We start from the raw sequence: 17,455 nt of genomic DNA, 5'->3' as shown, positions 1-17,455 counted from the left end.
CCCCGCCCCCGGGCGGGCGGCGCCCCCCGCCCCCCCGGCGGCCCCGCGGGCGCCCAGGCGCGGGCCCCGCCCGCCCAACCCCCCCCCCCCCCCCCCCCCCCCGCCCCCCCCGCCCCCCCCCGCCGCGGCTTTCGCTGTGACCGGGTCGGGCGGTTCGGCTGGTTGACGGTGCGTCAGTTCACCGGGCGTCAGTTCCCGGGATCGGGGAAGGTCTGGAGCGTCACGAAGACCACCCGGCGCTGCTCGCCGCTGCCCTCGGTGCGGATCCGCACCCGCTGCCCCGGACGCAGCAGGAGCAGCCCGCCGGCGTCGAACGCGGCCGCGTCGAAGGGCAGCGGCGTGCCGTCGTCGAGCAGCACGGAGCCGGCCCGGGTGTCGGGGTCGAAGGTGAACGCGGTGGCCTGCATGCCAGCAGCATAGAGCGGGCTCAGACCAAGGCCGCCGCCACCGCCCGGGTGTGCGGGCCGACCCCGAGCGCCAGCGCCTCGGCGAGGTCGGCGGCGGTGTCCACGTCCCGTCGCACCGAGGGCACGTCCGGCAGCGCGAGTTCGAGCGCACCGCCGGCCGCGTGCCGCTGCCGGGAGGCGCCGCCGAAGGCCGGGCGCAACGGCTGCCCGGTGGCGCAGGCCAGCAGCGTGGTGCCGATCCCCGGGGCGTCCGCCAGGAAGGCGCGCGCCCCGGCCGGCACCGCGCCCAGCACGCGGGCGAGTTCGGCCGGGCGCAGCGCCGGCAGGTCGGCCGACAGGACCGCCAGGGGCGCGTCGGGGCGCAGCCGCCGCGCGTGCGCCGCGCCGTGCGCCAGCGCGGGATTGAGCCCGTCGACGAGTTGCCCGTGCTGCCGGCTCTGTTCGTCAGCTTCGTCCGGCTCGTCGGTGACCAGCAGTGCGCCGAGCGCGGCCAGCCGGTCACCGGCCACCGGGTCGCGGGAGACCACCAGCACCTGGGCCACCGCCGGACAGCGCAGCGCGGCGGCCACGGTGTCCAGCGCGAAGGCGAGCGCCAGCTCGGGCCGGCGCGCCCCGGCGTACGGGCCGAGCCGGCTCTTGGCCCGCGCCAGCGACTTCACCGGCAGCACCAGGCTCCAGGCGGCCGACCGGCCCCGCGCGGCGGGGGCATGGGGGCGTACGGTGTGCTGGGTCATCCGCGACATTCTCGCGTCGGTCCGTCAGGCTCCGCCAGCGCGCCCCGGGCGGTGGCGTGCGATTGGTCACTCGGCGCCGACCCGCACCCGGCCCTGCTCGACATGGCCGTGCGGCCCGGCGAGGATGACCAGGGTCTCCCGGACCCGGCAGGTCGGGGAGGCCCGGATGCGATCATGCGATGGATTTCTGTCGCGGCACTCCACGGTGCCGCGCGACACGATGGAGGACCTGGGGTGGCCCGCCGCTCGTACGCCAGTTTCGGCAACGCGGACTACGGAGTCTGGTACCGCTTCGCGGCGGTCCTGGTGAAGCCGGTGACGACCGCACTGGTGAAGCCCGAGTGGCGCGGTTGGGAGCACTTCCCGAAGGAAGGGGGCTTCCTGACGGTGGTGAACCACAACTCGGTGATCGACCCCGTGGTCTACGCCCACTTCCAGTACAACAGCGGCCGGCCGCCGCGGATACTGGGCAAGTCCTCGCTCTTCAAGGTGCCGTTCATCGGATTCATGCTGCGCAAGACCGGCCAGATCCCGGTGTACCGCGACTCCACCGACGCCGCCCAGGCCTTCCGGGCCGCGATCTCGGCGATCGACAACGGCCAGGTGGTGCAGTTCTACCCGGAGGGCACGATCACCCGGGACCCGCAGTTGTGGCCGATGACCGGCAAGAGCGGCGCCGCCCGGGTGGCGCTGATGACCGGCGCGCCGGTGATCCCGGTGGCGCACTGGGGGGCGCACGAGATCGTCCCGCCGTACGGCAAGGGGCTGGGCGGGCGCCCGGCCAAGGTCAGCCTCTTCCCGCGGAAGAAGGTGGTGGTGGCGGCCGGCCCGCCGGTGGACCTGAGCCGTTACCAGGGCCGGGAGTTGACCAGCCAGGTGCTGCGCGAGGCGACCGAGGACATCATGGACGCGATCACCGCCGTGCTGGCCGAGATCCGCGATGAGCAGCCGCCGGCCGAGCGGTTCGACCTGCGCAAGTCGGCCCAAAGGAAGTCGGCCCAGAAGAAGTCGGCCGAGCAGAAGTCGGCCGAGCAGAAGTCGGCCGAGCAGAAGTCGGCCGAGCAGAAGTCGGCCGAGCAGAAGTCGGCCGAGCAGAAGTCGGCCGAGCACACGGCGAGCGCCGCCGAGCGTGACACCGCCGAGCATGACGAGGAGGCAGGCCGATGACCCGCTGCGCCGTTTTCGGGACCGGCTCCTGGGGCACCCCGTTCGCGATGATCCTGGCCGACGCCGGCTGCGAGGTCGCGCTCTGGGGCCGCCGCAAGGAACTGGTCGACAGCATCGCGGCCACCCGCACCAACCCCGAGTACCTGCCCGGGCTGGTGCTGCCCGACGCCGTGCTCCCCACCACCGACCCGGCCGCCGCGCTGGCCGGCGCCGACTTCGCGGTGCTCGCGGTGCCCTCCCAGACGCTGCGCGAGAACCTGGCCGCCTGGAAGCCGCTGATCGGCCCGCAGACCGTGCTGGTGAGCCTGATGAAGGGCATCGAGCTCGGCACCACCAAGCGGATGACCGAGGTGATCCGCGAGGTGGCCGGGGTGGGCCCGGAGCGGGTCGCGGTGGTCAGCGGGCCCAACCTGGCCCCCGAGATCGCCAAGCGGCAGCCCGCCGCCAGCGTGGTCGCCTGCGCGGACGAGGAGGTCGCCAAGCGCTTCCAGCAGGCCTGCCACACGCCGTACTTCCGCCCGTACACCAACACCGACGTGATCGGCTGCGAGCTGGGCGGCGCGGTGAAGAACGTGATCGGCCTGGCGGTCGGGATGGCCGACGGGATGGGCCTGGGCGACAACACCAAGGCCACCCTGATGACCCGTGGCCTGGCCGAGATCACCCGGCTCGGCGAGCGGCTCGGTGCCGACCCGCACACCTTCGCGGGCCTGGCGGGGATGGGCGACCTGGTGGCCACCTGCTCCTCGCCGCTCTCCCGCAACCACACCTTCGGGTTCAACCTGGGCAAGGGCATGACCCTGGAGCAGGTGATCGCGGCCACCAAGCAGACCGCCGAAGGCGTCAAGTCCTGCGAGTCGGTGCTGGATCTGGCCCGGCGCAACGGCGTCGACATGCCGATCGTCGCGGCGGTGGTGGACGTGGTGCACAACGGGCGGCCCACCCAGGAGGTGCTGAAGGACCTGATGGGCCGATCCGCCAAGCGCGAACGATGACCGGCCCAGTGGTGACCGTCGTGGTGCGGATCGGCGGAGCGGCGCTCGCCTGGAACCGGCGGCGATGATCTGGAACCGAATGGTCCGCACGGTAGTCTCACCTTCGATATGAGCATCGAATCGACCTCCCCGAACCAGGCGGCGAAGCCGCGAGTCGCGATCGTCTTCGGCGGTCGCTCCTCCGAGCACGGCGTCTCGGTGGTCACCGCCGCCAGCGTGCTGCGGGCGATCGACCGGACCAAGTACGACGTGCTGCCGGTCGGCATCACCCAGCAGGGCCGCTGGGCGCTGGTCGCCGACGAACCGGCCCGGATGGCGATCAGCGACGGGCGGATGCCCGACGTCGACCAGGTCGCCGAGTCCACCGAGGGCCAGCTGGCGCTGCCGGCCAGCCCGGTCTCCCGTGAGGTGGTCTGGAACGAGCCCGGCGCCGCACCCAAGCTGCTCGGCGAGGTCGATGTGGTGCTCCCGCTGCTGCACGGCCCGTGGGGTGAGGACGGCACGCTGCAGGGCCTGTTGGAGCTCTCCGGCGTGCCCTACGTCGGCTCCGGTGTGCTGGCCAGCTCGGTCGGCATGGACAAGGAGTACACCAAGCGGGTGCTGGAGTCCTTCGGGCTCGGCGTCGGCCCGTACACCGTGATCCGGCCGCGCGACTGGGAGAGCGAGGCCGGTCGCGCCGCCGCCCGGGAGCGGGTCGCGGCGCTGGGCCTGCCGGTCTTCGTCAAGCCCTGCCGGGCCGGTTCCAGCATCGGGATCACCAAGGTCAAGGACGTGGCCGCACTCGACGCCGCGATCGAGGAGGCCCGCCGGCACGACCCGAAGGTGATCGTCGAGGCGATGCTGGAGGGCCGCGAGCTGGAGTGCGCGGTCCTGGAGTTCGAGGACGGCCCGCGGGCCAGCCTGCCGGCCGAGGTGCTGGTCGGCGAGGGCTACGAGTTCTACGACTTCGAGGCCAAGTACATCGACTCCTCCGACGTGCAGATCCCGGCCCGGCTCACCGAGCAGGAGACCGCCGAGATCCGCCGCCAGGCGGTCGAGGCCTTCGACGCGCTCGCCTGCGAGGGCCTGGCCCGGGTGGACTTCTTCCTGCTCACCGACGGCCGCTGGGTGGTCAACGAGATCAACACGCTGCCCGGCTTCACCCCGATCTCGGCCTACCCCAAGATGTGGGAGGCCACCGGCGTGCCCTACGCCGAGCTGATCGACCGGCTGCTGCAGGCCGCGCTGCGCCGCTCCACCGGGCTGCGCTGACAGCTGGGCGGGCGCGCCGCGGCGCCGCACCCGAGGACCGGGTGCGGCGCCGCGGCGTTGCTACAGATGGACCACCGGACAGGTCAACGTCCGGGTGATGCCCTCGACCTGCTGGATCTGCGCCACCACCAGCCGGCCCAGGTCGTCGACCGTGCCGGCCTCGGCCCGCACGATCACGTCGTAAGGGCCGGTCACGTCCTCGGCTTGGAGGACTCCCTCGATCTTGGTGATGGCCTGGGCCACGACAGTGGCCTTGCCCACTTCGGTCTGGATCAGGATGTATGCCTGTACCACGGAGGACCTCCCGGCGGCTCGGGGTGGCGGAGCGGGGACAAGGGGCGCGGCCCGCGCGGGGTCGGGTGGGGGCGGGCACGCCGCAGAGACTGGATCACCACGCTACCGCGCACCGGGCCCGCGAGGGGAGACCTCCGGCGGGCGTTACGCTTCGCGCGGGGCGCGCATCGCGTGTCCGGGAGCTGACGCGGAGAGGACGGCACATGCAGGGGACCGTGGGCGAGCTCGGCGAGTTCGGACTCATCAGGGAGCTCACCGCCCGGCTGCCGCTCACCCCGGCGGTGGAACTCGGCCCGGGTGACGACGCGGCCGTGGTGCGGGCCCCGGACCGGCGGGTGGTGGCCACCACCGACGTGCTGATCGAGGGCCGGCACTTCCGCCGCGACTGGTCCACCGCCTACGACGTGGGCCGCAAGTCCGCCGCGCAGAACCTCGCCGACATCGCCGCGATGGGCGCGGTGCCCACCGCGATACTGCTCGGCCTGGTGGTGCCCGCCGACCTGCCGACCACCTGGGCGACCGAACTGATGGACGGTCTGCGCGACGAGTGCCAGGTGGCCGGGGCCGGAGTGGTCGGCGGCGACGTGGTGCGCGGCGACACCATCACGCTGGCCATCACCGCACTCGGCGACCTGCAGGGCCGCGAGCCGGTGAAGCGCTCCGGCGCGCAGCCGGGCGACGTGGTCGCGGTGACCGGCTGGCTGGGCTGGTCGGCGGCCGGGCTGACGGTGCTCTCCCGCGGTTTCCGCTCGCCGCGCGCCTTCGTCGAGGCGCACCGGCGGCCCGAGCCGCCGTACCACGCGGGCCCGGCGGCGGCCGAGCTGGGCGCCACCGCGATGATCGACGTCAGCGACGGGCTGGTCGCCGACCTCGGCCACGTCGCCGCCGCCAGCGCGATGGACATCGACCTGCACGCCGCCGACTTCGACGTCCCCGCGCAGATGGCCGACATCGGGCAGGCGGTCGGGGTGGACCCGCTGGTCTGGGTGCTCTCCGGCGGCGAGGACCACGCGATCGCGGCGACCTTCCCGGCCGGCGTCCAACTGCCGGCCCGCTGGCGGGTGGTCGGCGAGGTCAGCGGGGCCGCCAAGCCGGGACGCACCGGCCGGGTCACGGTGGACGGCGCGCCCTGGGACCGGACGGCCGGCTGGGACCACTTCGCCGCCGACTGAGGCAGCCGAACGAGTGAGTGTTGGACACCCGGCGGGGTATCGGCCAGCGCGTAGGCTTCCCCCATGCGCATCGGTGTCCTGACCAGTGGTGGCGACTGTCCCGGGCTCAACGCGGTGATCCGCTCGGTGGTGCACCGAGGGCTGGACGTGCACGGCGACGAGATCGTGGGCATCGAGGACGGGTTCCTCGGACTGATCGAGGGCCGCGCCCGGGTGATCGGCCATGACGACGTGACCGGCCTGCTCACCCTGGGCGGCACCGTCCTCGGCTCGGCCCGGGTGCGCCGGGAACGGATCGAGTGGGCCGTCGAGAACGCCCGGACGCTCGCCGGCAACCTCGGGATCGACGCGCTGATCGCGATCGGCGGCGAGGGCACGCTGACCGCCGCCAAGATGTTCAGCGACGCCGGCCTGCCGATGGTCGGGGTGCCCAAGACGATCGACAACGACATCGACGCCACCGACGTCACCTTCGGCTTCGACACCGCCGTGCACGTCGCGACCGAGGCGATCGACCGGCTGAAGACCACCGCCGAGTCGCACCAGCGGGTCCTGGTGGTGGAGCTGATGGGCCGTCACACCGGCTGGATCACCCTCACCGCCGGGATGGCGGGCGGCGCGCACGGCATCCTGATCCCGGAGAAGCCCTTCGACATCGAGGCGGTCGCCCGGATGATCGAGGAGCGCTTCTCCCGCGGCAAGAAGTTCGCCATCATCGCGGTGGCCGAGGGCGCCGAGCCGATGCCCGGCACGCTCCGCTTCGACCACGGCGGGGTCGACCAGTTCGGCCACCGGACCTTCGGCGGGATCGGTACCCGGCTGGCCCACGAGCTGGAGGACCTGCTCGGCAAGGAGGCCCGCCCGGTGATCCTCGGCCACACCCAGCGCGGCGGCACCCCCACCGCCCGTGACCGGGTGCTGGCCACCCGGTTCGGCTGGCACGCCGTGGAGGCCGTCCACAAGGGCGCCTTCGGACACTTCACCGCACTGCGCGGCACCGAGATCCAGCTGATCCCGGTGGCCGAGGCGGTCACCCGGCTGAAGACCGTGCCGCCGGACCGCTGGGTGGAGTCCGAAGCCGTGCTCTGAGGCGCGCCCGGTAGGTTGGGCCCATGCCCGTTGACGTTCCCACGCCGGCCCCCCCGCGCGTCCTGACCATCGCCGGCTCCGACTCCGGCGGCGGCGCCGGCATCCAGGCCGATCTGAAGACCATGCTGGCCCTCGGTACGCACGGGATGAGCGTGATCACCGCCGTCACCGCGCAGAACTCGCTCGGCGTCCAGGGCTACTGGGAGCTGCCGGCCGAGGCCGTCCGCGCGCAGTTCCGCAGCGTGCTGGACGACATCGGGGTGCAGGCCGTGAAGACCGGCATGCTGGCCTCGATCGAGCTGGTGGAGACCGTCGCCGACCTGCTCTCGGGCGTCCGGGCGCCGATCGTGGTGGACCCGGTCGGGGTCTCCAAGCACGGCGACGCGCTGCTCGCCGCCGAGGCGGTCGCCACGCTGCGCGAGCGGCTGCTGCCGCTGGCCACGCTGGCCACGCCGAACCTGCACGAGGTGGCCCAGCTGACCGGGATCACCGTGCTGGAACAGGGCGAGATGCGCCCGGCCGCCGACGCGCTGCTGGCGCTCGGCCCGCGCTGGGTGCTGGTCAAGGGCGGCCACCTGGCCGGTGAGGCAGCGGACCTGCTGGCCGGACGGGACGGCGAGGAGTACTGGTTCCGCGCGCCCCGCTATGACAACCGGCACACCCACGGCACCGGCTGCACGCTGGCCAGCGCGATCGCCGCGGAGCTGGCCAAGGGCCGGGAGCTGCCGGCGGCGGTGGGCGCGGCCAAGGAGTACGTCACCGGCGCGATCCGGGCCGGCTTCCCGCTGGGCGCGGGGATCGGACCGGTCGACCACGGCTGGCGACTGCGCGGCTGAGCAACGCTGTGCTGAGCAACGCTGTGCTGAGCAACGCTGTGCTGAGCAACGCTGTGGGGCCCGGCCGACCGGCCGGGCCCCACAGCGTTGCTCAAAACAGGCTGGTAACAGCAATAAGCCGACCCATCCGAGGATGGATCGGCCTACCGGAGGACCGGCGCGCCGGTCTGCGCGTCAGCGCGAGACCTTACCGGCCTTGATGCACGAGGTGCAGACGTTGAGCCGCTTCGGCGTACGCCCGATCACAGCGCGCACCGTCTGAATGTTGGGGTTCCAACGACGACGGGTACGGCGGTGCGAGTGGGAGATGTTGTTGCCGAAGCCCGGCCCCTTGCCGCAGACGTCGCAGTTGGCAGCCACAGGAGTCACTCCAAGACTTCAGATCAGTTACGTTCGAAAAACCCCGGCTGATCCACCCTGGCCACTCACGTGGTTCGGATCGGTTCAAGGGGGAGCCCGGGTTGTTCCAGGCAACCGGAGCAGCATACATCGAGTGCTCCCGCTCCAAGAAACTACCATGTCCGATCGCTTGATCGCTCCGTCGTGCCCGTCCTTGATCGCTCGGCGGCCAGGGCCGCGGCCGCCCCGATAACCTGCCAGAAGCCCATCCCGCGGCAACATCGCGTTGCCGTCGCGTTCATCTGGAGGAGACCCGGTGCTGGAGACGCTCGACGCCCCCGCCGTCCGCACCTGGTGCCGCCTCGCGCTGTCGGCCCTCGGCCAGGCCCGCGAGGAGATCGACGCGCTCAACGTCTACCCGGTGCCGGACGGGGACACCGGGACCAACCTCTACCTGACGGTGGAGGCCGCCACCGCCGCCGTCGAGCAGTGCTTCGAGAGCGCGGCCGCCCCCGACCTGGAGACCGCCGTCAAGGCGATGGCCAAGGGCGCGCTGCTCGGCGCCCGGGGCAACTCCGGGGTGATCCTGGCCGAGCTGCTGCGCGGGACGGCCGAGATCCTGGCCGAGCGGGGCGGCGGCCCGCGCGCGCTGTGCCAGGCACTGGCCCGGGGCGCGGACGCGGCCTACCAGGCGGTGGCGGAGCCGGTCGAGGGCACCTTGCTGACGGTGGCCAGGAGCGCCGCCGAGGGGGCGGGGCAGGCCGCCGACCTGCTGGCCGAGGTGGCCGCCGCGGCCCACCGGGCGGCGCGCGCCGCCCTGCTGCGCACCCCCGCGCAGCTGCCGGTGCTCGCCCAGGCGGGCGTGGTGGACGCCGGCGGGCGCGGTCTGGTGGCCGTGCTCGGTGCGCTGGCCGACGCGGTGGCCGGTCGCGAGCCGATGGGCCCGGTCGCGCTCGGCGAGGACCTGCCGGTCGTGGCCTCGTCCCACTTCGGGAACGCCTGCGCGAGCGAGCCCGAGCGCCTGCCCGGGCATCCCGCCTTCGAGGTGATCTACCTGCTGGACGCCCCGGACGAGGCGCTGCCCGCGCTGCGCGCCCACCTCGGCGTGCTCGGCGACTCGCTGGTGGTCGGCGGTGGCGACGGGCTGTGGAACGTGCACGTGCATGTGGACGACGCGGGCGCGGCGGTGGAGGCCGGACTCGCGGCCGGTCGCCCGCACCGGATCCGGATCACCCACTTCGCCGAGGCCGCCGCGCGGGCCGGCGCCCGCGCCGGGTCCGGGACCGGCCTGGCCGGCGAGCGGAGCGACCGCGCGGTGCTCAGCGTGGTCACCGGAGCGGGTCTGGCCGAGCTGTGCAGGGCGGCCGGCGCGGCCGTGCTGGCCGCCGACCCGGACGCGCCGCCGTCCAGCGCCGAACTCGCCGAGGCGGTCCGCCGGTGCGCCGCGAGCGAGGTGATCGTGCTGCTCAACGACCCCGAGCTGCGGGCCGGCGCGGGCGCGGCCGCCGACCAGTTGCGCGAGGAGGGCGTGCGGATCGCCGTCCTGCCCACCCGTTCCCCGGTGCAGGGCCTGGCCGCGCTCGCGGTGCACGAGGTGGCCCACCGCTTCGACGAGGACGTGGTCGCCATGACCTCGGCGGCCGGTGCCACCCGGTACGCCGAACTGGCCGTCGCCGAGGGCGAGTCCTGGACCATGGCCGGGGTCTGCCAGGCCGGTGACGTGCTCGGCCTGATCGACGGCGATGTCGCGGTGATCGGCTCGGGGATCGCCCGCACCGGCGCCGAGGTGCTCTCCCGGATGCTCGCGGCCGGCGGGGAACTGGTCACCCTGGTGATCGGCGAGGGCGCCCCCCACGATCTGGCCGACCGCCTGGTGGCGCACGCCCGGCGGCAGCGTCCGGAGGTCGACACGGTGGTCTACCCGGGCGGCCAGCAGAGCGCGCCGCTGCTCATCGGGGTCGAGTAGCGCCCGCGTTGTCCGCCGCGTGGTGTTCCATAGGGGGCGATGGCTGCTCTCGACGAACCCCTGACGAAGCTGGTCGGCGACCGCACCGCGAAGGTGCTCGCCGACAGCCTCAAGCTGCGCACGGTCGGTGACCTGCTGCACCACTATCCGCGCCGCTACGCCGAGCGCGGTCAGCTGACCAGCCTGGACGAGCTGGAGATCGACGAGCACGTCACCGTGCTGGCCCGGATCGAGAAGGTCACCCTGATCCCGTTCCGCGGCCGCAAGGGCGACCGCCTGGAGGTGGTGGTCACCGACGGGCGCGGGCGGCTCTCGCTGGTCTTCTTCAACCAGGGCTGGCGGCAGAAGGAGCTCAAGCCCGGCCTGCAGGGCCTGTTCGCCGGCAAGGTCGGCGTCTTCAACCGCACCCGCCAACTGGCCTCGCCCGACTACCAGTTGATCGACGAGGACACCGACTCGGGCACCGCCGCGCAGTTCGCGGGCCGGATGATCCCGGTCTACCCGGCCAGCGCCCAGATGCCCAGCTGGAAGCTCTCACTGGCGATCGAGATGGCGCTCACCACCCACCTCGGCGCGGTCGGCGAGCCGCTGCCCGAGACGCTGCGCGCCGAGCGCGGGCTGCTGCCGCTGCCCGAGGCACTCGAACTGATCCACCGCCCGCGCAACCAGGCCGAGCTGGAGCGGGCCCGCGACCGGCTGCGCTGGGACGAAGCCTTCGTGCTCCAGGTCGCCCTCGCCCAGCGCCGTGCCGCCGCACACGCGTTGCCCGCCGTGCCGCGCCCGGCCCGCCCGGGCGGGCTGCTGGACGCCTTCGACGCCAAGCTGCCGTTCACCCTGACGGACGGTCAGCAGGCGGTCGGCGCCGAGATCTTCGCCGACCTGGCGAGCGAGCACCCGATGCACCGGCTGTTGCAGGGCGAAGTCGGCTCCGGCAAGACGCTGGTGGCGCTGCGCGCGATGCTCGCCGTGGTGGACGCCGGTGGGCAGGCCGTGCTGCTCGCGCCGACCGAGGTGCTGGCCCAGCAGCACCACCGCTCGATCGTCGAGATGATGGGGGAGTTGGCCGAGGGCGGGATGCTCGGCGGTTCGGAGCTCGGCACCAAGGTGGTGCTGCTCACCGGCTCGATGGGCGTGCCGGCCCGCCGGCAGGTGCTCAGCGACATGCAGTGCGGGGACGCCGGGATCGCGATCGGCACCCACGCGCTGATCGAGGACAAGGTGAAGTTCTGGGACCTCGGCCTGGTGGTGGTGGACGAGCAGCACCGGTTCGGCGTCGAGCAGCGCGACGCGCTGCGGGCCAAGGGCGGGCAGCCGCCGCACCTGCTGGTGATGACCGCCACCCCGATCCCGCGCACCGTCGCCATGACGGTCTTCGGCGATCTGGAGACCTCGGTCCTCGACCAGCTGCCGGCCGGCCGCTCGCCGATCTCCAGCCATGTGGTCCCCGCGGTGGAGAAGCCCAACTTCCTGGCCCGTGCCTGGGAGCGGATCCGCGAGGAGGTGGCCAAGGGCCACCAGGCCTACGTGGTCTGCCCGCGGATCGGCGACGAGCCGCCAGAGAAGCCGGCGAAGAAGAAGCGCAAGGCCGAGGGCGACGACCCCGAGGACCTGGGGGCCGCCGGTGACGAGCGGCGCCCGCCGCTGAGCGTGGTGGAGACCGCCGAGATGCTCGCCAAGGGCCCGCTGGCCGGGCTGCGGGTGGAGATCCTGCACGGCCGGCTGGCGCCGGAGGCCAAGGACGACGTGATGAAGCGCTTCTCGGCCGGGCAACTCGACGTACTGGTCGCCACCACGGTGATCGAGGTCGGCGTCAACGTCCCGAACGCGACCGCCATGGTGATCATGGACGCGGACCGGTTCGGCGTCTCCCAGCTGCACCAGCTGCGCGGCCGGGTCGGGCGTGGCAGCGCACCCGGACTCTGCCTGCTGGTCAGCGAGATGCCGGCCGGCAGCGCGGCCCGGGCCCGGCTGGAGGCGGTGGCCGGCACCCTGGACGGCTTCGCGCTCTCCAAGATCGACCTGGAGCAGCGCCGCGAGGGCGACGTGCTCGGCCAGGCCCAGTCCGGCGTGAAGTCCTCGCTCAAGGTGCTCTCGGTCCTGGAGGACGAGGAGGTCATCGCCGAGGCCAGGACCGAGGCGGCCGCGCTGGTCGCCGCCGACCCGGAGCTGGCCGACCATCAGGACCTGCGGGCGGCGCTGGACGGCCTGCTCGACGAGGACCGCGCGGCCTACCTCGACAAGGGCTGAACGGCCCACCTCGGCAAGGGCTGAACGGCCTTCGGGCGCACACCCACGACCCGCCGATTGTCAGTGCCGCGCGCGACAATGGAGCTGTTCAGGACGGAGCCTCAAGCTTCGTTCCTGGCACGACATTTGGGGGTCCTGCCATGGCATTCCGTCATCTCAACGAGCTCCCGCTGGGCGACAAGGTCTTCCGGGTCGAACTCGCCAGCGACGACGACCGAGAGGTCACCCTCACCCTGACCGGCTGGCGCGAGGGGGCCGCCGCCGCCCCGCTGGCCGCCGGCAAGCTCCGCCTCCCGGTGGAGGACGTCGCCAGCCTGCGGATCGCGCTGAACCGCGCGCTGCGCGCGCTGGCGATCGTCGCCGACGTCTCCGAGCCCATCCCCGACCGCGACGTGCTGCGCGAGCTCTACCCCGGACACGGCGCCCCCTGGGTGCCGCAGCACGAGGAGGAGCTGGTCCGGCGCTTCCACGAGAACGAGACCATCGCCCGGATAGCCGCCCGGTTCGGTCGCACGCCCGACTCGGTCCGCAGCAAGCTGCGCGAGCTGGGCCACGACCCGCGCCGCCCCGAGCACTGCCCGCCCGACGGCTGCCTCTCCTGGTCCCGCTACGCCTCGCCCGGCCTGCTCGGCGCCGCCGCCCCGCAGGAGTAGCCCACCCGTCCGCCTCCGGGCCCGCCGCCGCGTCGCGTGCGGCGGGCCCGGAGGCCTCTCTGGCAGGCCGGTCCATATAGCGTGGCCACTGAAAGCAGAGAGGGAACCAGCACTCATGACCCGCGTCATCGCCGGGGCGGCCGGCGGCCGCCGACTGGCCGTACCGCCCGGCCGGGGCACCCGACCGACCTCCGACAAGGCCCGCGAGGCGATGTTCTCCACCCTGGCGGCGCTGCGCGGCACCCTCGCCGGGGCCCGGCTGCTCGACCTGTTCGCGGGTTCCGGTGCGGTCGGCCTGGAGGCGCTCTCCCGGGGTGCGGCCCAGGTCCTGCTGGTGGAGGCGGACGCCGCCGCGGCCCGGGTGATCCGGGCCAACGTCAAGACGGTGGCGCTGCCGGGCGCCGAGGTGCGGGCCGATCGGGCCGAGCGGGTGGTGGCCGGGGCCGCTCCCGGCGAGCCGTACGACCTGGTCTTCCTGGACCCGCCCTACGCGGTGACCGATGCCGAACTGCGCGAGATGCTGATCACACTCCGAGCTGGGGGCTGGCTCACGGACGACGCACTCGTCACCGTGGAACGCAGCACCCGGGGCGGCGAATTCGCCTGGCCCGGGGGATTCGAAGCGCTGCGCTCCCGCCGCTACGGCGAGGGCACGCTCTGGTACGGGCAGGCCGTCTGACCACGGCCGCACCGGCCGGGGACCACTACCGAGAGGGAAGTACACCGCAATGCGCCGCGCCGTCTGTCCGGGTTCGTTCGACCCGATCACCAACGGGCACCTCGACATCATCGAGCGGGCCTCCCAGCTCTACGACGTGGTCCACGTCGCGGTGCTGATCAACAAGAACAAGCAGGGCCTGTTCACCGTCGAGGAGCGGATCGCGCTGATCGAGGAGACCTGCGAGCGGTACGGCAATGTCGTGGTCGAGTCGCACCACGGGCTGCTGGTGGACTTCTGCCGGGACCGGAACATCCCGGCCATCGTCAAGGGCCTGCGCGCGGTCAGCGACTTCGACTACGAGCTGCAGATGGCCCAGATGAACCGCGGCCTGACCGGCGTCGAGACGCTCTTCGTGCCCACCTCCCCGACCTACAGCTTCCTCTCCTCGACCCTGGTCAAGGAGGTCGCCTCCTACGGGGGCGACGTCTCGCACCTGATCCCGCCGCTGGTGCACCGCCGCCTGGTGGAGCGGATCGCCGAACGGGCCGCCCAGTAGGGAGAAGAGCGCCGCGGATTCTGACGTACAGTCTGTAGTCCCGCCCCGCGGTACTCACGGAAAGACAGAAGCCCCGTGGACGTGCAGAACAGAGTCGACGAGATCATCGCCGTGGTCGAGAACGCCCGCGCGATGCCCATGTCGGCCTCCTGTGTGGTGAACCGGGCCGAGCTGGTGACGCTGCTGCAGGGGCTGCGTGAGGAGCTGCCCGCCGAACTCGCCCAGGCCCAGTCGGTGATGGCCGACCACGAGCAGATGGTGGCCGACGCCCGCGGCGAGGCCGAGCGGATCATCCAGGGGGCGCACAGCGAGCGGGGCTCGCTGATCTCCGACACCGAGGTGGTCCGCCGGGCGCAGGCCCAGGCGGACCGGATCCTCGCGGAGGCGCGCGAGGAGGTCGCCGTCAAGCGCCAGGAGGCCGACGACTACGTCGACAGCAAGCTGGCCAACTTCGAGGTGGTGCTGACCAAGACGCTCGGCGCCGTCGGCCGGGGCCGCGACAAGCTGCGTGGCGAGGGCGCCTACGAGGTCGAGGACGGCGAGGAGTTCCAGCCCGCCATCAGCCCCAGCCCCGAGGTCGACGAGTACGTGGACGCGAAGCTCGCCACCCTCCAGGCGGTGCTCGGCGGCACCCTGGAGGCGGTCGGCCGGGGCCGCGACAAGCTGATCGGCAAGGCCCCCATCGACGAGCTCGGCGCCTACCTGGCCGCCGCCGACCAGGCCCAGCAGCAGAAGGACCGGGCCGAGGCGGTGGCCGCCGGCTTCGCCGCCGAGGGCGACGAGGAGCAGCCCTGGTACCGGGAGGACGTCCCGGCGCAGCAGAGCTGGCCGCAGGAGCCCGCGCTCGCCGCGCCGGGCGCGCAGGCCGGCTGGCAGGCCGCCCCGGGCGAGGGCGCCGGCTTCCAGCAGCAGGCACCGGCCTACCCGCCCCAGGAGTACGCCGAGCCGAACGCCGTCCAGTACGCCGCCGCGCAGCAGGCCGGCTACCAGGACGCCTACGGCGGCGGCTACGACCCGGCGGCCGGCCAGGGCGACCCGTACGCGGGCCAGTACTACCAGCAGGGCCAGCAGCAGGGCGACCCGTACGCGACCGGCTACTACCAGGAGCAGCCGGCCGGCTACCCGGCCCAGCCCGCCTACGACCCCGGGTACTACCAGCAGGCGCCGGCCCAGCCCGTCCAGGCGGTCCAGCCCGCTTCGCTGGACGAGACCAGCTTCTTCGACACCAGCATGATCGACATGACCAGGCTGCGGGAGCTCGGCGGCCGCTGAGCGCGGGGCCGGGGAGCGAAAGTTGGGCCTGGGCGAACCGTCGGGTACGCTGACCACTCCGGCTCTCTGCCGCCGGATTGTTCGGCTGCCCGCGTAACCGCAGGGCGGGCCGGACCCCACAAGCAACAGACCACTCGCGCCGCGCAGAGATGCGCCCGCCGCCAGGAAGCCAGGAACCGTGAACCGCCTCGACCACCGCGACCCGCTCGTGTTCGACACGCATGAGCTCGGCCGCCGCGCCGGCTCGATGCGTACGGTGGAGCGCACCTTCAAGGCCCCCGAGGGCCTGGGGATCGCGGACGTGATCGGTGTTCCGACCGGCAGCGAGATCACCCTGGAGCTGCGCCTGGAGTCGGTGGTCGAGGGAGTGCTCGTCTCGGGCACCGCCGAGGCCCATGTGACGGGTGAGTGCGGGCGCTGCCTGGAGCCGGTCGAGGACGACCTCGATGTGGACTTCCAGGAGCTGTACTACTACCCGGAGACCGACGAGCGCGGTCGGACCAGGAAGTCCTCCGAGGACGAGCAGTCCGACGAGGACGAGGAAGAGACTTACCGGCTGGAGGGCGACTTCTTCGACCTCGAACCGGTGCTGCGTGACGCGGTGGTGCTCGCACTGCCGTTGCAGCCGGTGTGCCAGGAAGACTGCCTGGGCCTGTGCTCCGAGTGCGGAGTGCGGCTCAGCGACGACCCGGACCACCACCATGACGCCGCCGACCCCCGGTGGGCGGCTCTGCAGGGACTCTCCGCCGCCCCCGGCGACGAGGGTGACGAGAACAAGGACAGCGACACCCGTGAGGGTCTCGCCGAGAACCAGGAGAAGTAGCCGTGGCTGTTCCGAAGCGGAAGATGTCGCGCAGCAACACGCGCCACCGCCGTTCCAACTGGAAGGCCGTCGTCCCGGCCCTCGTGGCGTGCGACCGCTGCCACGAGCCGAAGCTGGGTCACATCGCGTGCCCGAGCTGCGGCACGTACAACCGTCGCCAGGTCCTCTCGGTCTGATCGGCGGGGTGCATCGATCGATGTCGGACGGTAACTCAACCCGTAAGTCCTCGGCCAGCAACGGGCTGAAGGGCGGCGGGCCGGCCTCGACCGCATACGACGTCCTGGAAGGGCGCCTCGGGTTCGAACTCGAGCGCGCCCTTCTGGTGCGTGCTCTGACGCACCGGTCGTTCGCCTACGAGAACGGCGGCCTGCCCACCAACGAGCGCCTGGAGTTCCTGGGCGACTCGGTACTGGGCCTGGTGGTGACCGACACCCTCTACCGCATCCACCCGGATGTGCCGGAGGGCACGCTCGCCAAGCTGCGGGCCGCGGTGGTCAACTCCCGTGCGCTCGCCGAGGTGGGGCGCGGTCTGGAGCTCGGCACCTTCATCCGGCTCGGCAAGGGCGAGGAGGGCACCGGCGGTCGCGACAAGTCCTCGATCCTCGCGGACACCGTCGAGGCCGTGATCGGCGCCATCTACCTCGACCAGGGCCTGGAGTCGGCGACCGACTTCGTGCACCGGCTCTTCGACCCGCTGATCGCGGAGTCCTCCCAGCTGGGCGCCGGTCTCGACTGGAAGACCAGCCTGCAGGAGCTCACCGCCTCGGTGGGCATCGGCGTGCCCGAGTACGTGGTCGAGGAGTCCGGCCCGGACCACGAGAAGACCTTCAACGCGGCCGCCCGGGTGGCCGGCGAGGCCTTCGGCAGCGGGACGGGACGCTCGAAGAAGGAAGCCGAGCAGAAGGCCGCCGAGAGCGCGTGGCGGGCGATCAAGGCCAAGTACGGCGACGGCCCGACCAGTCCGGCCGCCTGAGAGCGTTCGAGAGAGGCGTC

Annotated in this window: 19 protein-coding genes; 15 read left to right on the top strand and 4 right to left on the bottom strand. The window is 72.9% G+C overall.

What is annotated here, in order from left to right; genetic code table 11:
* Positions 1 to 188 precede the first annotated feature (188 nt).
* Together P3T41_RS32390 and cofC are read right to left on the bottom strand one after the other, a co-directional pair.
* Positions 189 to 407: a hypothetical protein gene (locus tag P3T41_RS32390; protein WP_280694159.1), complete on the bottom strand. Its 219-nt coding sequence runs from the start codon at positions 405 to 407 to the stop codon at positions 189 to 191.
* 20 nt (positions 408 to 427) lie between these two features.
* Complete coding sequence (cofC, locus tag P3T41_RS32385) at positions 428 to 1,141, bottom strand: 2-phospho-L-lactate guanylyltransferase (protein ID WP_280694158.1); 714 nt, start codon at positions 1,139 to 1,141, stop codon at positions 428 to 430.
* A gap of 234 nt (positions 1,142 to 1,375) precedes the next feature.
* Here cofC and P3T41_RS32380 point away from each other — a divergent pair, with 234 nt between their 5' ends.
* The 3 genes from P3T41_RS32380 (at position 1,376) to P3T41_RS32370 (ending at position 4,554) form a co-directional block, all read left to right on the top strand.
* Positions 1,376 to 2,308 carry a lysophospholipid acyltransferase family protein gene (locus P3T41_RS32380; protein WP_280694157.1) on the top strand — a complete coding sequence of 311 codons (933 nt, stop codon included), beginning with the start codon at positions 1,376 to 1,378 and terminating at the stop codon, positions 2,306 to 2,308.
* Positions 2,305 to 3,303: an NAD(P)H-dependent glycerol-3-phosphate dehydrogenase gene (locus P3T41_RS32375; RefSeq protein WP_280694156.1), complete on the top strand. Its 999-nt coding sequence runs from the start codon at positions 2,305 to 2,307 to the stop codon at positions 3,301 to 3,303. Before P3T41_RS32380 ends, P3T41_RS32375 begins: the two co-directional genes overlap by 4 nt.
* A gap of 108 nt (positions 3,304 to 3,411) precedes the next feature.
* On the top strand, positions 3,412 to 4,554 hold the full coding sequence (locus P3T41_RS32370; RefSeq protein WP_280694155.1) for a D-alanine--D-alanine ligase family protein: 1,143 nt from the start codon (positions 3,412 to 3,414) through the stop codon (positions 4,552 to 4,554).
* Positions 4,555 to 4,614: 60 nt separating this feature from the next.
* Here the strand turns inward: P3T41_RS32370 and P3T41_RS32365 are convergent, their stop codons facing one another.
* Complete coding sequence (locus tag P3T41_RS32365) at positions 4,615 to 4,848, bottom strand: Lrp/AsnC ligand binding domain-containing protein (RefSeq protein ID WP_280694154.1); 234 nt, start codon at positions 4,846 to 4,848, stop codon at positions 4,615 to 4,617.
* Positions 4,849 to 5,051: 203 nt separating this feature from the next.
* On the opposite strand from P3T41_RS32365, the gene P3T41_RS32360 reads away from it, so the two are divergent.
* The 3 genes from P3T41_RS32360 to thiD all read left to right on the top strand — a co-directional run bounded on the left by P3T41_RS32360 (position 5,052) and on the right by thiD (position 7,945).
* Complete coding sequence (locus P3T41_RS32360; protein ID WP_280694153.1) at positions 5,052 to 6,020, top strand: thiamine-phosphate kinase; 969 nt, start codon at positions 5,052 to 5,054, stop codon at positions 6,018 to 6,020.
* Positions 6,021 to 6,083: 63 nt separating this feature from the next.
* The gene (locus tag P3T41_RS32355; RefSeq protein ID WP_280694152.1) at positions 6,084 to 7,109 is read left to right on the top strand and encodes an ATP-dependent 6-phosphofructokinase; all 1,026 of its coding nucleotides are present in this window, start codon (positions 6,084 to 6,086) and stop codon (positions 7,107 to 7,109) included.
* A 23-nt stretch (positions 7,110 to 7,132) separates the two neighbouring features.
* On the top strand, positions 7,133 to 7,945 hold the full coding sequence (gene thiD / locus P3T41_RS32350; protein WP_280694151.1) for a bifunctional hydroxymethylpyrimidine kinase/phosphomethylpyrimidine kinase: 813 nt from the start codon (positions 7,133 to 7,135) through the stop codon (positions 7,943 to 7,945).
* Positions 7,946 to 8,119: 174 nt separating this feature from the next.
* Here the strand turns inward: thiD and rpmB are convergent, their stop codons facing one another.
* Positions 8,120 to 8,305, bottom strand: a complete 186-nt coding sequence (gene rpmB / locus P3T41_RS32345; RefSeq protein ID WP_035846000.1) for a 50S ribosomal protein L28 — start codon at positions 8,303 to 8,305, stop codon at positions 8,120 to 8,122.
* Positions 8,306 to 8,600: 295 nt separating this feature from the next.
* Between rpmB and P3T41_RS32340 the strand changes: the two genes are divergently transcribed.
* The 9 genes from P3T41_RS32340 (at position 8,601) to rnc (ending at position 17,435) form a co-directional block, all read left to right on the top strand.
* Positions 8,601 to 10,250, top strand: a complete 1,650-nt coding sequence (locus tag P3T41_RS32340; protein WP_280694150.1) for a DAK2 domain-containing protein — start codon at positions 8,601 to 8,603, stop codon at positions 10,248 to 10,250.
* A 39-nt stretch (positions 10,251 to 10,289) separates the two neighbouring features.
* Complete coding sequence (gene recG / locus P3T41_RS32335; protein ID WP_280694149.1) at positions 10,290 to 12,497, top strand: ATP-dependent DNA helicase RecG; 2,208 nt, start codon at positions 10,290 to 10,292, stop codon at positions 12,495 to 12,497.
* A 140-nt stretch (positions 12,498 to 12,637) separates the two neighbouring features.
* Entirely contained in the window at positions 12,638 to 13,150 is a 513-nt protein-coding gene (locus tag P3T41_RS32330; RefSeq protein WP_280694148.1) for a hypothetical protein, read from the top strand.
* A 115-nt stretch (positions 13,151 to 13,265) separates the two neighbouring features.
* On the top strand, positions 13,266 to 13,829 hold the full coding sequence (gene rsmD, locus P3T41_RS32325; RefSeq protein ID WP_280694147.1) for a 16S rRNA (guanine(966)-N(2))-methyltransferase RsmD: 564 nt from the start codon (positions 13,266 to 13,268) through the stop codon (positions 13,827 to 13,829).
* A 49-nt stretch (positions 13,830 to 13,878) separates the two neighbouring features.
* A complete protein-coding gene (coaD, locus tag P3T41_RS32320) occupies positions 13,879 to 14,367 on the top strand; it encodes a pantetheine-phosphate adenylyltransferase (protein ID WP_280694146.1) in 489 nt (162 codons plus the stop codon).
* Between the two features lie 81 nt (positions 14,368 to 14,448).
* Entirely contained in the window at positions 14,449 to 15,639 is a 1,191-nt protein-coding gene (locus P3T41_RS32315; protein WP_348533714.1) for a cell division initiation protein, read from the top strand.
* Between the two features lie 178 nt (positions 15,640 to 15,817).
* A complete protein-coding gene (locus tag P3T41_RS32310; protein ID WP_280694144.1) occupies positions 15,818 to 16,462 on the top strand; it encodes a DUF177 domain-containing protein in 645 nt (214 codons plus the stop codon).
* A gap of 2 nt (positions 16,463 to 16,464) precedes the next feature.
* Entirely contained in the window at positions 16,465 to 16,638 is a 174-nt protein-coding gene (rpmF, locus tag P3T41_RS32305; RefSeq protein ID WP_030056747.1) for a 50S ribosomal protein L32, read from the top strand.
* A 20-nt stretch (positions 16,639 to 16,658) separates the two neighbouring features.
* The gene (gene rnc, locus P3T41_RS32300) at positions 16,659 to 17,435 is read left to right on the top strand and encodes a ribonuclease III (RefSeq protein WP_280694143.1); all 777 of its coding nucleotides are present in this window, start codon (positions 16,659 to 16,661) and stop codon (positions 17,433 to 17,435) included.
* Positions 17,436 to 17,455: the final 20 nt, after the last annotated feature.

Origin of the sequence: Kitasatospora sp. GAS204B (assembly GCF_029892155.1) — a bacterium.
Lineage (GTDB): Bacteria > Actinomycetota > Actinomycetes > Streptomycetales > Streptomycetaceae > Kitasatospora.
This window is presented reverse-complemented; position numbering and strand designations above follow the sequence as displayed.

Bases quoted from the DNA above. Each gene is read 5' to 3' on its own strand.
- rsmD (WP_280694147.1), top strand. From the start codon at position 13,266: ATGACCCGCGTCATCGCCGGGGCGGCCGGCGGCCGCCGACTGGCCGTA.
- P3T41_RS32330 (WP_280694148.1), top strand. From the start codon at position 12,638: ATGGCATTCCGTCATCTCAACGAGCTCCCGCTGGGCGACAAGGTCTTC.
- P3T41_RS32355 (WP_280694152.1), top strand. From the start codon at position 6,084: ATGCGCATCGGTGTCCTGACCAGTGGTGGCGACTGTCCCGGGCTCAAC.
- rnc (WP_280694143.1), top strand. From the start codon at position 16,659: ATGTCGGACGGTAACTCAACCCGTAAGTCCTCGGCCAGCAACGGGCTG.
- thiD (WP_280694151.1), top strand. From the start codon at position 7,133: ATGCCCGTTGACGTTCCCACGCCGGCCCCCCCGCGCGTCCTGACCATC.
- P3T41_RS32370 (WP_280694155.1), top strand. From the start codon at position 3,412: ATGAGCATCGAATCGACCTCCCCGAACCAGGCGGCGAAGCCGCGAGTC.
- coaD (WP_280694146.1), top strand. From the start codon at position 13,879: ATGCGCCGCGCCGTCTGTCCGGGTTCGTTCGACCCGATCACCAACGGG.
- cofC (WP_280694158.1), bottom strand. From the start codon at position 1,141: ATGACCCAGCACACCGTACGCCCCCATGCCCCCGCCGCGCGGGGCCGG.
- recG (WP_280694149.1), top strand. From the start codon at position 10,290: ATGGCTGCTCTCGACGAACCCCTGACGAAGCTGGTCGGCGACCGCACC.
- P3T41_RS32390 (WP_280694159.1), bottom strand. From the start codon at position 407: ATGCAGGCCACCGCGTTCACCTTCGACCCCGACACCCGGGCCGGCTCC.
- P3T41_RS32360 (WP_280694153.1), top strand. From the start codon at position 5,052: ATGCAGGGGACCGTGGGCGAGCTCGGCGAGTTCGGACTCATCAGGGAG.
- P3T41_RS32375 (WP_280694156.1), top strand. From the start codon at position 2,305: ATGACCCGCTGCGCCGTTTTCGGGACCGGCTCCTGGGGCACCCCGTTC.